This is a genomic window from Nocardia sp. NPDC004415, from assembly GCF_053602435.1.
This window is the reverse complement of the sequence record NZ_JBSGDP010000005.1, coordinates 114,405-126,391: the sequence shown is the minus strand read 5'-3', so window position 1 is coordinate 126,391 and position 11,987 is coordinate 114,405. Positions and strand designations below refer to the sequence as shown.

General features: G+C 70.6%; 13 protein-coding genes. 5 read left to right on the top strand and 8 right to left on the bottom strand.

Translation table 11 applies throughout. The features are described 5' to 3' along the window. Window positions 1-90: 90 nt before the first annotated feature. Window positions 91-768, top strand: a complete 678-nt coding sequence (locus ACWEMY_RS04190; RefSeq protein ID WP_452388811.1) for a TetR/AcrR family transcriptional regulator — start codon at window positions 91-93, stop codon at window positions 766-768. Here the strand turns inward: ACWEMY_RS04190 and ACWEMY_RS04185 are convergent. Continuing rightward, window positions 765-1,967, bottom strand: coding sequence for a DUF418 domain-containing protein (locus tag ACWEMY_RS04185; RefSeq protein ID WP_452388810.1), 1,203 nt, complete (start codon window positions 1,965-1,967; stop codon window positions 765-767). The genes ACWEMY_RS04190 and ACWEMY_RS04185 overlap by 4 nt on opposite strands. Window positions 1,968-2,140: 173 nt before the next feature. Here ACWEMY_RS04185 and ACWEMY_RS04180 point away from each other — a divergent pair, with 173 nt between their 5' ends. Continuing rightward, window positions 2,141-2,806, top strand: coding sequence for a class I SAM-dependent methyltransferase (locus ACWEMY_RS04180; protein ID WP_452388809.1), 666 nt, complete (start codon window positions 2,141-2,143; stop codon window positions 2,804-2,806). Between the two features lie 22 nt (window positions 2,807-2,828). On the opposite strand, the gene ACWEMY_RS04175 is transcribed toward ACWEMY_RS04180, so the two are convergent. Further along, window positions 2,829-3,149 (bottom strand): hypothetical protein, encoded by a 321-nt coding sequence (locus ACWEMY_RS04175; RefSeq protein ID WP_375928417.1) that lies wholly within the window; start codon window positions 3,147-3,149, stop codon window positions 2,829-2,831. 160 nt (window positions 3,150-3,309) lie between these two features. On the opposite strand from ACWEMY_RS04175, the gene ACWEMY_RS04170 reads away from it, so the two are divergent. Together ACWEMY_RS04170 and ACWEMY_RS04165 are read left to right on the top strand one after the other, a co-directional pair. Then, entirely contained in the window at window positions 3,310-4,296 is a 987-nt protein-coding gene (locus tag ACWEMY_RS04170; protein ID WP_452388808.1) for a zinc-binding dehydrogenase, read from the top strand. 91 nt (window positions 4,297-4,387) lie between these two features. Then, window positions 4,388-5,611 carry a cytochrome P450 family protein gene (locus tag ACWEMY_RS04165; RefSeq protein WP_452388807.1) on the top strand — a complete coding sequence of 408 codons (1,224 nt, stop codon included), beginning with the start codon at window positions 4,388-4,390 and terminating at the stop codon, window positions 5,609-5,611. A 12-nt stretch (window positions 5,612-5,623) separates the two neighbouring features. Here ACWEMY_RS04165 and ACWEMY_RS04160 read toward each other — a convergent pair whose 3' ends face one another. The 4 genes from ACWEMY_RS04160 to ACWEMY_RS04145 form a co-directional block, all read right to left on the bottom strand. Beyond that, window positions 5,624-6,295, bottom strand: coding sequence for an O-methyltransferase (locus ACWEMY_RS04160; RefSeq protein ID WP_452388806.1), 672 nt, complete (start codon window positions 6,293-6,295; stop codon window positions 5,624-5,626). Window positions 6,296-6,314: 19 nt separating this feature from the next. After that, on the bottom strand, window positions 6,315-7,319 hold the full coding sequence (locus ACWEMY_RS04155; protein WP_452388805.1) for a hypothetical protein: 1,005 nt from the start codon (window positions 7,317-7,319) through the stop codon (window positions 6,315-6,317). Window positions 7,320-7,321: 2 nt separating this feature from the next. After that, window positions 7,322-7,639, bottom strand: coding sequence for a type VII secretion target (locus tag ACWEMY_RS04150; protein WP_452388838.1), 318 nt, complete (start codon window positions 7,637-7,639; stop codon window positions 7,322-7,324). A 121-nt stretch (window positions 7,640-7,760) separates the two neighbouring features. Continuing rightward, on the bottom strand, window positions 7,761-8,312 hold the full coding sequence (locus ACWEMY_RS04145) for a YbaB/EbfC family nucleoid-associated protein (RefSeq protein ID WP_452388804.1): 552 nt from the start codon (window positions 8,310-8,312) through the stop codon (window positions 7,761-7,763). 262 nt (window positions 8,313-8,574) lie between these two features. On the opposite strand from ACWEMY_RS04145, the gene ACWEMY_RS04140 reads away from it, so the two are divergent. Beyond that, entirely contained in the window at window positions 8,575-9,885 is a 1,311-nt protein-coding gene (locus tag ACWEMY_RS04140; protein WP_452388803.1) for a lipase family protein, read from the top strand. 51 nt (window positions 9,886-9,936) lie between these two features. On the opposite strand, the gene ACWEMY_RS04135 is transcribed toward ACWEMY_RS04140, so the two are convergent. Then, window positions 9,937-11,658, bottom strand: coding sequence for an urease subunit alpha (locus ACWEMY_RS04135; protein ID WP_375928431.1), 1,722 nt, complete (start codon window positions 11,656-11,658; stop codon window positions 9,937-9,939). Then, a complete protein-coding gene (locus tag ACWEMY_RS04130) occupies window positions 11,655-11,987 on the bottom strand; it encodes an urease subunit beta (protein WP_452388802.1) in 333 nt (110 codons plus the stop codon). Before ACWEMY_RS04130 ends, ACWEMY_RS04135 begins: the two co-directional genes overlap by 4 nt.

Genomic DNA, 11,987 nt, shown 5'->3' with positions numbered 1-11,987 from the left:
CCGACATCCTTCCAGGGGTTTGCGTACACCGTACGCGGAGAACGGGTACAGTGTACGCACAGAAGTGGAAAACGGAAAGTGAGTCATGGGATGACTTATGCGAAGCTCACCCGCACCGCGATCGTCGACGCCGCGATCGCCCTGGCCGACGCCGACGGCCTGGACGCGGTGTCGATGCGCCGCATCGCCGACCGGCTCGATGTGGGCACCATGTCGCTGTACCGGCACGTGGCGGGCAAGGACGAGCTCATCGCGGAGATGACCGACGAGATCGCCGCCCGTCACCCCTACCCCGATCCGGCGGGCAAGGAATGGACCTGGCGCGACCGGGTCCGCATCGCCGCCGAGATCGACTGGCAGCTCTACCAGCAGCATCCGTGGGTGCTGCTCACCTTCGCGGTGCCCCGCTACAGCTTCGGCCCACAGGGGCTGGCGAGCCTGGCCTGGCTGGTCGAGGGGCTGCGCGCGCTCGACGTGTCCACCCGCGAGGCGACGACCATGGCGTTCACCGTGTGGAACTACATCTCCGGCGCGAGCCTGCCGGTGGTCGGCGGTTCGCTGCTGGCCCGCAAGCGCACCGCCACCGACGACACCAACGGCCTGCGCGACCTCCTCGACGGCAAGCCCACCTTCCCGGTGCCGCCCGCCCTGATGGACCTGCACGGCGCGGGGGTCAGCGAGCTCACCTCCGAGGACCTGCTGTTCCTCGGCCTCGATGCCCTGTGCGACGGTTTCGCCGCCAGGGCCGCCGCCACGCAGGCACGCTAGGTCGTCGCGGACTTGCGCCAGGGCGGGACGCGCAGATAGGTGGCCGCCCGCAGCACCCACTCCACCGGGCCGTACGGGTGCCCGCGCAACCACCAGGAACTCAGCGCGAGCTGTGCCGCGAAGGTCACCAGGGCGACGGCGACGACGCCGAGCGGCGGGATGTCGTCGGCCAGGGCGAGCCCGTAGCCGGTGTAGACGAGCATGAGCACGACCGACTGCCCGATGTAGTTGGTGGCCGCCATCCGTCCCGCGGGCGCGAGCAGCGCGGTGACGCGGCCGGCGCGGGCCGAGCGCGCGAACCGCAAAACCAGGGCCACGTAGGCGAAGGTCATGGCGGGTGCGACGAGGTACTGCAGGCCGTGCACCAGGTCGGGACCGTCCCACCAGTGCATGGCGTCGGCGAAGGTCGCGGCCGAGATGGGCAGGCCGAGGCCGAAGCCGAGCAGCAGCACGCGCGGCGACCAGCGACGCAGCGTCTCGGTGTCCTCGAAGAGCATGCGTTTGCCCGCGGCCGTTCCGAGCAGGAACATCGCCAGGCTCGGCACGCCCTGCCCGATCCAGATCAGCAGCACGAATGCCGGGGCGAGACCGGTCTGCACGGCGAAGGTCTGGCCGAAGGTGCCGGTGTAGTCGGCCGCGATGGCGGGCAGGTTCATGAACTCGCTCAGCCCGAGAATGCTGCCCTGCCCGGGCAGGAAGCTGAACACCGACGACAGCAGATACAGCACCGCGCCGGTGATCACCGCGGTGCGCGGGCGCAGCTTGCGCAGCGAGATCAGGATCAGGCACAGCACGGCGTAGAGGGTGAGGATGTCGCCGACCCACAGGAAGTACACGTGCAGTAGCCCGATGACCAGCAGCGCGGCGCACCGGCGCAGCAACCGACCGGCCGGGGCGGCACCGGCGCGTTCGGCCGCGGCGATCTGCAAGGTGAACGAGTAGCCGAACAGGAAGGCGAACAGCAGATAGAACCGACCGGTGAACAGCGCGTCGACGGTGGCGCGCACCAGCTGGTCGGCGGTGCCGTCGAACAGCGACACCGGCTTGTCGCGGGGACCGACCGCCGTCCACAGGGTGGTCGCCACGATGACATTGGTGATCAGGATGCCGAACAGCGCGAAGCCGCGCAGGATGTCGATCTCGGCGATGCGCCGCCCGGACGATGCCGTGGGTGTCCGGGTCCCGAGTGCCTCTGCCATGGATCGAGCCTAGGAAGTCCCGCGGTCCCGGTCGTCGCCCACACGAGCGATCTCCGGTCGCAGAGCGGCGAGATCCGGGTCCGCCCTGCGGCGTATTGACTTCTCCCCCATCGTCATCCCGGCCCGGTCCGCCCGGCGGTGTCGGGGCCGCGGCGGTGCGGGACAGTGGAGGGATGACTTCCGAGCCGCTGCCCGCCGACCGCCGTCTCGCCGCCGAAGCCCTCGCCGCCGACGATCCGACGGGGTGGTTCGAACCGTTGTATGTCGAAGCCGCGGCGGGAACCTCGGTGGTGCCGTGGGACCGCGACGAACCCAATCCGCTGCTGGCCGACTGGTTCGCCGAGCGCACCGGCCCGACCGGCGGTACCGCGCTGGTGGTCGGGTGCGGGTACGGCACCGACGCCGAACACGTGGCCGCGCAAGGGTTCCGCACCACCGCCTTCGACGTGGCCGCCACCGCGATCCGCGAGGCGCGGGCGCGTTTTCCGCAGTCGCCGGTCACCTACACGGTCGCCGACCTGCTGAATCCGCCCGCCGACTGGCGTGGTGGCTTCGATCTGGTGGTCGAGTCGATCACCGTCCAGTCCTTGCCCCCGGAGGTCCACGCGACGGCGATCGCCGGAATCCGCGCGGCACTGGCGCCGGGTGCGACGCTGCTGGTCGTCGCCGATGTCAGCACCACCGCGCCGACCGTGGGCCCGCCCTGGCCGCTGACCCGCGCCGAGATCGATTCCTTCGCCGACGGCGACATCACGCCCGTCCGGGTCGATCTGCTCCCCCGCCCCGATATCCCCGGCCTGCGCCGCTGGCGTGCCGAATTCCGCCGCGCCGCGGCCTAGAGCCTCGCGACACTCGGCCGCCTCACCCGGCGACGGCAGACCTGTGCACCCGCACCCCGCAGGCCGCGGCGAGGCACCCGGCGACGAGCCCGATCACGGCGGGCACCGCCACCAGACCGACCCGCAGCGGGAGGTCGGCGACCCCGGCGCTCCCGCTCTCGGCGGGGTGGTCGAGCGGGGCTTCCGGTAGTGGTTCGTAGCTCGCGTCGTAGACGACGAAACCGTCGATGTCGCTGGCCCACCACTCGAACAGCAGCCAGGCGGCCAGCCCGCACAGCAGGCCCAGGGTCGTCGTTGCCAGAACGGTCCGGCGCCCGGCGCCGCGCGCGTGCTGCGATGTCACGCCCAGCAGTCAAGCAGCCCGACCGCCCGGCACGCGGGACCGACGCGGCCGATTCCGCGCCGCGCCGGTGCGGCGGCGCCCGGCGTGGCGCCCGCCGCCGGTGCCAGAATGGACGGTGATCGTGCTCGTGCGGAACTCGCTACCCACCATGGAGGCGGACATGCAGGCAGTGGTCATCGACCGGTTCGGCGATCCGAAGGACGTCCTCACCGCCACGACGGTGCCTACCCCGGAGCCGGGCCCGGGCGAGGTCCGCGTCGCCATGACGCTCTCGCCGATCCACAATCACGACCTCGCGATCATCCGCGGCGTCTACGGTTACCGGCCGCCGCTGCCCGCCGTTCCCGGCACCGAGGCGGTCGGCGTCGTCGACGCGCTCGGCCCCGGCGCCGAAGGGCTCGCCGTCGGGCAGCGGGTCGCGCTGGCCGGAATCCAGCACGCCTGGGCGGATTTCTTCCTCGCCCGCGCCGACCGCGCCGTCCCCCTGCCCGCCTCGGTGCCCGACGAGACCGCCTGTCAACTGCTGGCCATGCCGTTGAGCGCGCTCATGCTGCTCGACGACCTGCGGGTGCGGCCCGGCCAGTGGATCGCGGTGAACGCCGCCAACGGCGCGGTCGGACGGCAGCTGAACCTGTTCGCCCGGCAGCGCGGCGTCCACGTTCTGAGCCTGGTGCGCGGCCCCGCGTCGGTCGAGGCGCTCGGGCGGCTGGGCTTCGGCCCGGTGGTCGACACCGACACCGAGGGCTGGGCCGAGCGCGCCACCGAGCTCACCGGTGGCGAGCCGATCGTCCGGGGTGTCGACCAGGTCAGCGGGCCCGCCGCGGGCGCGTTGCTGTCGCTGCTGGCCCCGCGCGGCGAACTCGTCTCCTTCGGCGCGCTCTCGGGCCAGCCGCTGGTCGTCGACACCGGCGCGGTGATCTTCAAACAGGCCGTGATCAAGGGGTTCTGGGGTCAGCAGCGCAGCGCCGAGATCGACCCGGCCGACTATCTGCGCCTGATCACCGAACTGGTCGGCCTGGCCGCCGAGGGCACCCTGCGACTGGACGTGCAGGCCGAGTTCGGGCTGGATCGGGCCGCCGAGGCCGCGGCGCTGTCGGAGACCCCCGGCCGCGACGGCAAGATCGTGCTCCGCGCCGGTGCTCGCTGAACACTCGAATACCCTTCCGCACCACGGTGTTCCGCGCTCACGCCGCACGATAGACGTCGACATGCCCGGTACCGGCCGGTAGCGTCGATACATGGCCGACCTCACCGCTCCGAGCCGCATCGAGTCCCTCGGCACCGAATTCTTCGACGATCCGCACGCGTACTACCGCCGCTGGCGCGCGGCCGGCCCCGTCCACCGGGTCCGCTTCCCCGACGAGGTGGTGCGCTGGGTGATCGTCGGCTATCCGGAGGCGCGTGCCGCCCTGGCCGACCCGCGCCTGCGCAAGGACATGGCCCGCGCCGCCGCCATTCTCGACGGCAAACGCGACGCCGACCCGATCGACCCCGAGTCCCTGGTGCTGCTCACCCACATGCTCAGCACCGATCCGCCCGGCCACACCCGCCTGCGCAAACTGGTGAACAAGGCGTTCACCACCCGCCGGGTCGCGGGCCTGCGGCCACGCATCGAGCAGATCACCGAGGACCTGTTGGACACGATGGCCACCGCGGCCGAGGTCGACCTGATGGACGTCTTCGCCAATCCCCTTCCGGTGACGGTGATCTGCGAACTGCTCGGTGTGCCCTTCGCCGACCGCGCCGACTTCCAGTCCTGGACGCGTTCCCTGGTCGGCGTGCCGGGCGAGGCCGACGAGGAGCGCTCGGCGGCCGCCAAGGCGATGACCCGCTATCTGTCGGAACTGGTGCGCGCCAAACAGTCCCACCCCGCCGACGACCTGCTCTCCCACCTGGTGCTCGCCGACGACGAGGGCGACCGCCTCACCGATCACGAACTGGTGGCCATGGCGTTCCTGCTGCTGGTCGCCGGGCACGAGACCACCGTCAACCTCATCGGCAACGGCGTCTACGCGCTGCTGCGCCACCCCGACCAGTGGCGGGCGCTGGTGGCCGATCCGGCGGGGGTGCCCGCGGCGGTGGAGGAGTTCCTGCGTTTCGACGGCCCCGTCGACATGGCGACCGTGCGGTTCACCGCGGAGCCGGTCACGGTGGGCGACACCGAGATTCCCGAAGGCGAGCTCGTCTACGTCGCACTCTCGGCCGCCAATCGCGACCCGGCCCGTTTCGGTGATCCCGACGCGCTCACCGTCGACGGCCCGGCGAGCGGACACCTCGCCTTCGGCCACGGCATCCACTTCTGCGTCGGCGCACCGCTGGCCCGCCTGGAGGCCGAGATCGCCTTCACCGCCCTGCAGCGCCGCTATCCCGGACTACGCCTCGCCGACCCCGCGTCGAATCCGCACTGGCAGACCAGCACGCTCATCCGCGGCCTGCGCGAACTACCGGTCCGCCTGCGCTGAACCGGGGCCGATTCAGGCGGCCGGACCGTTGACCACCGCGTAGGCGAAACCGTCCCACCCCTTCGATCCGACCGTCTGGATCACGGTCGCGTCGAGGCTGGGTTCGGCGGCGAGCAGGTCGATCAGCTCGCGGCTGGCGCGCGCGTTGGGGTCCTCGGTCCGCTCGTCGGCCACCGCCCCACCGCGCACCACATTGTCGACGATGATCACCGAACCCGGCCGGGTCAGCCGCAGCGCCCACTGCACATAGTTCGAGTTGTTCACCTTGTCGGCGTCGATGAACACCAGGTCGAACGGCTGGGTCAGGTCTTCGGCGACACCGGGCAACGTGTCCAGCGCCGGGCCGACGACGATCTCGACCCGGTCCCCGATCCCCGCCCGGTCCAGATTCTCCCGCGCCACCTTCGCGTGCCGCGGTTCGAACTCCAGGGTCACCACGGTGCCCTCCGGCCCGACCGCCCTGGCCAGCCACTCGGTGCTGTACCCGCCGAGCGTGCCGATCTCGAGCACGCGGCGCGCGTTCGCCGTCCGGGCCAGCAGATGCAGGAACTTGCCCTGTGGTGGCGAGACGTCGATCGGCGGCAGGCCCGCGTCGGCATTGGCGCTCAGCGCGGGCGCGCCCTCCTCGCCGACCAACGAGTCCACGAGATACCGGTCGACGCCTGCCCAGTCGTTGTCCGTCATGGAGGCCAGTGTGCCACTTCTAGGCCTTCGCGGTCTCGACCTCGACGATACCGCGGACGACCTGTACGGCGGCCTGGACCAGCGATTTCACCGACACCATCGCATTCGCCATGGCGAAGAGCAGCGTCGAGATCTTCGTCGCCGACGCCGAGATCTGGAACAGCGCACGGGAGATGAGTGCGGGTGTAGCGGTACCCCCGGAGGCGATCATGATCGCGGTGAACTCGGCCAACATCCCCGCGAGTGCACTGAGGACCTCCACGACGACGCCCTTGACCGCCTCGACGATGCGCTTCATTCCCTCGTTCGCGTCAGCGAGTGTTTGTGCCAGCGCGGACTGCTCGGCGATCTTGCCGGTCAACTCGGTGGCAGTGGCGCGATACGCCTCGGCCGCTGCGCCGGTCCACGCACCGATGCCCGAATCGAGGGCAGTTCCCCAGGCTTTCGCGGTCTTCTCGAGGTGTGTGGCGATCTTCCCCCATGAATCGGAGTACCCCTGGACCATGTCGGGGCTGCCGGTGAGCGACTCCAGCGTCTTGCGCAACGGTTCGACATGCTCGAGCATCCAGCTCATCAGTTGCGATCCGAGGAAATTGAACGGATCGAATTTCGCGAGCGTCGAGGTGCCCTTGATCGCCTTCATGAACATCGTCACGACGTCCGAGACCGCCTGGCCAGTGCTGGCGGCCTTCGTGATGGCATCGGCCTTGTCCAGAACCGATGCGCCGCCGGTCATGGCGTCGTAGAGCCCGTATCCGTTCTCCCACACATCACCCGCGATCGTGCCCTTGAGGATGCCGGCGTCGGCCTCGGTCTCCCCTTTGCTGTTCTCCTTCAGTCCTGGCTTGCCCACATTGTTCAGGAGCGGATTGCCCTCCTGGTAGTAGACGTTGCGGTAGTCGACGGAATCGGTCAGCAGATCGGATTCGGTCTTCGGGGCGGGCCCGTCGTCGAAGTTGTTCGCCAGGCCGGGCAGCGTGTGCTCGTTGAGGAATGTCCCCACCGCATTGGGTCCGTCGGCCATCGTCAGACATTCCTCTCGATCTCGGCGGTCTTTCCGGCGATGTCGCCGGCGCGAGTGGTGTCACACTGGTCGAAAGTGTCGGCGGCCGTGGTCAGTTTGCCGGGCATCTCCCCGGTCAGCGTGTTGAGCCGGCTCAGCGTGCTGGTGATCTCGTCGTGCAGATCATTGAGGGTCACCGCGGCATAGATCTGCACCAGCGGACCGTATCCGTCGTCCGCGTGCGCGAGATAGTTCGCTGCCGCCATCGCCTCTGCCACCCCCGCCGCTACGCCGTCCACCGCTCGAGCATGGGTCCTGATCGCCTCGGTACTGACATTCACCGCACAAGTCACGCTGGTCCTCCTGGTCGTGGTGAGCTTCCTGGATTCCGCACTCTGTCGAAAAGGTTGGACGCGGCAGACCACGATTCGGTTCCCTCGCCGCCCGGGAATTCGCGCGTGACTACTGCAACCAGGACCTGCGCTGGAAGAACATGTCCTCCTCGGACGGTTCCTCCGGCGCGACGACCCGGTCCCGGTCGGGCTTGCGACCGGCCGGGGTCTCCGGCGCGGAGGCGGCGGGCCACGGCGCGGCCGGGGCAGCGGGCGGTGCGGGCGGGGCAGGTGGCGTGGGGGGTGCGGTGGGCTCGGCGTCCACATCGGGGAAGCGCTCGGCGTACTGGCCGACGATGGCCTCGCCCGCTTCGTCGGTGCCGACCATGTCGTGCACCAGCCCGGTGACCTGGTCGCGCAGCCGCGCCTGGGCGCGGTGGGTGCAGGCCATGAGCTCGGCCGCCACGGCGGTGGGGTCCATGCCGCGCACGGCGGCGGCCAGGGTGATGGCGGTGGTGGAGCCGTTGGCGTCGACGGTGACGCTGATCCGGCCGTCGGCCGAGGTGTCGGTGACGCTGACCTCGGTCATCTTGCCGTGCAGTTCCTGGTATCGCTGTGCTTTGCGTTCCAGATCCTCGGCCCAGCGCGAGAGTTCGTCGGCGGCGTTGTTCAGGTCGTCCATGGCTGCGGTCCCCTCCTGCCGGGGCTCCCCGGCGCTACACGGCAGGGCGCGCTGTCCACCCGCCCCGTTCGGATCGCGCCGAGCCTAGCCGCGCGATCCCCACCCACCCTGACCGGGGCCGCACCGCACCGTTTCGTACCGAACAGTAACCGTGTTACTGTCGCATCGGTTTCAGATTCCGGTGACGTACATCATGCACGACCCGGTTCTGCGGCCCAGGACACACCCGTGACAGGGCGGGGTAACGGTGATGGAGAGTGGAATGCAGCAATCACGCTCAGCGGTGAGTCGTGTGGCGATGACGGCACTGGTGTGCCTGGCCACGGCGGCCGGGCATCTGGTCGGCGCGGGACCGGCGGTGGCCGAGCCGGTCAGCGCGTTCTACGTGCCGCCCGCGCAGCTGCCCGAGGCGCCCGGCGCGATCGTGAAGACGCAGCCGATGACCATTCTGGCGACGCCGCCGACGGCGACGGGCTGGCCGACGCAGGCCCAGCACGTCATGTACACCTCGCGGCTGCAGGACGGGTCGCCGGTCGCGGTGTCGGGCACCTACATCGAGCCCACCAATCCCTGGCAGGGCCCCGGCGCGCGCCCGACCGTGGTGATCGGCCCCGGCACCTCCGGGCAGGGTGACCGCTGCGCGATGTCGGTGGCGTTCTCCACCGGCGTCTCGGTGACCGCCGACCCGGCGCTGGGCCTGTCGGCCAATCAGGAACTGCCGTCCTCGGCGGTGTGGAGCGCGCTCGGCGCCCGGGTGCTGATCACCGACTACATCGGCCTGGGCACCCCCGGAATCCACACCTACGCCAACCGTTTCGAGAGCGGGCACGCGATTCTCGACGGTGCCAGGGCGGCCAACGCGCTCGGCGGTGTCGGCCCGGACACCCCGCTGGTGCTGTGGGGCTACTCCCAGGGCGGCGGCGCCACGGCGGCCGCGGCGGAACTGGCCCCGGAGTACGCGCCGGAGCTGAATCTCAAGGGCACCTGGGCGGGTGGCCCGGTGGCCGATCTCGGTGAGATCCTGAAGCAGATCGACGGCGCGCTGATCGGTGGCGCCATCGGCTTCGCGGTCAACGGCATGCTCGCGCGCTATCCGGAACTCCAGCGCGCGGTCGACCGGGTGACCTCGCCCGAGGGCCGCGCCATGCTGGCGACGCTCAGCGATTCCTGCGTGGCCGACCTGATCGTCTACCACCCGTTCCTGCGCACGAATTCGCTGACGGTGGACGGCCGTTCGCTCACCGAGCACCTCGCGGGCATCCCCGAGGCCGGGCCGGTCCTGGCCGAACTGCGCCTGGGCAGCCGCAAGCCCACCACGCCGGTGTTCGTCACCAGCGGCCGCAACGACGACACCGTCCCCTACGGCCAGGCCCGCCGTCTCGCCGAGGACTGGTGCGGCCAGGGCGCCACGGTCACCTTCCGCACCAACGAACTGCCGCCGATCCTGCCGGGCTTCACCATCCCGAACCACTTCGGCCCGGAGATCATCGACGGTTTCGGCCCCGACAACGCGGTGACCTACCTGCTCGACCGGCTGGCGGACAAGCCGGTCACCGGCTGCTCGTTCGACTGAGCGAGGCAGTGCGCCGGACGCCGCCGACAGCGTGGTCGGCGGCGTTCGCCGTCAGAACAGGAAGTACCGCTGGGCCATGGGTAGTTCGGTGGCCGGCGCCTCGGTCCAGACTTCGCCGTCGACGCGGACGGTGAAGGTGTCGGGGTCCACCTCGATGCGTGGCATGGCGTCGTTGCGCGGCATGTCGGCCTTGGTGACCCGGCGGACGTTCTTGACCGGCACCAGTTTCCGCCGCACGTCGAGGCGGTTCGCCAGCCCGTCGTCGATCGCGTGCTCGGAGACGAAATGCAGCGAGGTGGCCGCGGCGGCGGGGGCGGCGGCCCCGAACATCGGGCGCGGCAGCACCGGCTGCGGGGTGGGGATCGAGGCGTTGGCGTCGCCCATGGCGGCCCAGGCGATCATCCCGCCCTTGAGCACCGCGTGCGGACGCACCCCGAAGAACGCGGGCTCCCACAGCACCAGATCGGCCAGCTTGCCGACCTCCACCGATCCGATCTCGTCGTCGAGGCCGTGCGCGACCGCCGGGCAGATGGTGTATTTCGCGATGTAGCGCTGCACGCGCGCGTTGTCGGCGGCGCCGTCGCCGGGCAGGGCGCCGCGGCGGCGTTTCATCACGTGCGCGGTCTGCCAGGTGCGCATCACCACCTCGCCGATGCGGCCCATGGCCTGGGAATCCGAGCCGATCATCGAGATGGCGCCCAGGTCGTGCAGCAGGTCCTCGGCGGCGATGGTCGAGGGACGGATGCGGGATTCGGCGAAGGCCAGGTCCTCGGGGATCGACGGGCTCAGGTGGTGGCAGACCATGAGCATGTCGAGATGCTCGTCGAGGGTGTTGACGGTGTGCGGCCGGGTCGGGTTGGTGGAGCTGGGCAGCACATTGAGATGCGAAGCGACGGTGATGATGTCGGGCGCGTGCCCGCCGCCGGCACCCTCGGTGTGGTAGGCGTGGATGCCGCGCCCGGCGATGGCCGCGAGGGTGTCCTCGACGAATCCGGCCTCGTTGAGGGTGTCGGAGTGCAGCGCCACCTGCACGCCCGAGGCGTCGGCGACCTTCAGGCAGGCGTCGATCGCGGCCGGGGTGGAGCCCCAGTCCTCGTGCAGCTTGAATCCCGAAGCGCCGCCGCGCAACTGCTCCCACATGGATTCGCTGCTGACGGTGTTGCCCTTGCCGAGCAGCACGATGTTCATCGGCCAGTGGTCGAGCGCTTCCATCATCCGCGCCAGGTGCCAGGACCCGGGGGTGACGGTGGTGGCCTTGGAGCCCTCGGCGGGGCCGGTGCCGCCGCCGATGAGGGTGGTGATGCCGCCGCCGAGCGCCTCGTCGAGCAGCTGGGGGCAGATGAAGTGCACGTGACAGTCGATGGCGCCCGCGGTGAGGATGCGCCCGTTGCCCGCGATGATCTCGGTGGACGGACCGACCACCAGATCCGGATGCACACCCGACATGGTGTCGGGGTTGCCCGCCTTGCCGAGGGCGCAGATGCGACCGTCGCGGATGCCGACGTCGGCCTTGATGACGCCCCAGTGGTCGATGACGATCACCCCGGTGATCACGGTGTCGGGCGCGCCGTCGGCGCGGGTGGCGCGCGACTGGCCCATCGACTCGCGCAGCACCTTGCCGCCGCCGAAGACGGCTTCCTCGCCCGCCAGCCCGGGTCCGCCGCTGCGGTCCTCGGTGATCTCGACGAACAGGTCGGTGTCGGCCAGGCGGACCCGGTCGCCGGTGGTCGGCCCGAAGAGCTCGGCGTAGCGGGCGCGGCTGAGTTCGCTCATCGGTTCTCTTCCTGACTGGTCGCGTCCAGGCGGCCCGGCGCGTCCGCGCTGATGCCGTACACCTCGCGGGTGCCGCCCAGCGGGACCAGCGAGACCCGTTGCGGCAGACCGGGTTCGAAGCGCACCGCGGTGCCCGCCGGGATGTCGAGGCGGTGGCCGTACGCGGCGGCGCGGTCGAAGTCCAGGGCGGCGTTGGCCTGCGGGAAGTGCACGTGGCTGCCCACCTGCACCGGCCGGTCGCCGGTGTTGACGACCTCGAGCTGCACGCGCACCGCGCCCGCGTTCAGCTCGATCATGCCCTCGGCACAGAGATACTCACCGGGAATCAC

Excerpts from the sequence above, each read along its gene's own strand:
- ACWEMY_RS04160 (WP_452388806.1), bottom strand. The coding sequence starts at position 6,295 with ATGACGGACAACGACTGGGCAGGCGTCGACCGGTATCTCGTGGACTCG.
- ACWEMY_RS04180 (WP_452388809.1), top strand. The coding sequence starts at position 2,141 with ATGACTTCCGAGCCGCTGCCCGCCGACCGCCGTCTCGCCGCCGAAGCC.
- ACWEMY_RS04155 (WP_452388805.1), bottom strand. The coding sequence starts at position 7,319 with ATGGCCGACGGACCCAATGCGGTGGGGACATTCCTCAACGAGCACACG.
- ACWEMY_RS04135 (WP_375928431.1), bottom strand. The coding sequence starts at position 11,658 with ATGAGCGAACTCAGCCGCGCCCGCTACGCCGAGCTCTTCGGGCCGACC.
- ACWEMY_RS04140 (WP_452388803.1), top strand. The coding sequence starts at position 8,575 with ATGCAGCAATCACGCTCAGCGGTGAGTCGTGTGGCGATGACGGCACTG.
- ACWEMY_RS04165 (WP_452388807.1), top strand. The coding sequence starts at position 4,388 with ATGGCCGACCTCACCGCTCCGAGCCGCATCGAGTCCCTCGGCACCGAA.
- ACWEMY_RS04190 (WP_452388811.1), top strand. The coding sequence starts at position 91 with ATGACTTATGCGAAGCTCACCCGCACCGCGATCGTCGACGCCGCGATC.
- ACWEMY_RS04185 (WP_452388810.1), bottom strand. The coding sequence starts at position 1,967 with ATGGCAGAGGCACTCGGGACCCGGACACCCACGGCATCGTCCGGGCGG.
- ACWEMY_RS04145 (WP_452388804.1), bottom strand. The coding sequence starts at position 8,312 with ATGGACGACCTGAACAACGCCGCCGACGAACTCTCGCGCTGGGCCGAG.
- ACWEMY_RS04170 (WP_452388808.1), top strand. The coding sequence starts at position 3,310 with ATGCAGGCAGTGGTCATCGACCGGTTCGGCGATCCGAAGGACGTCCTC.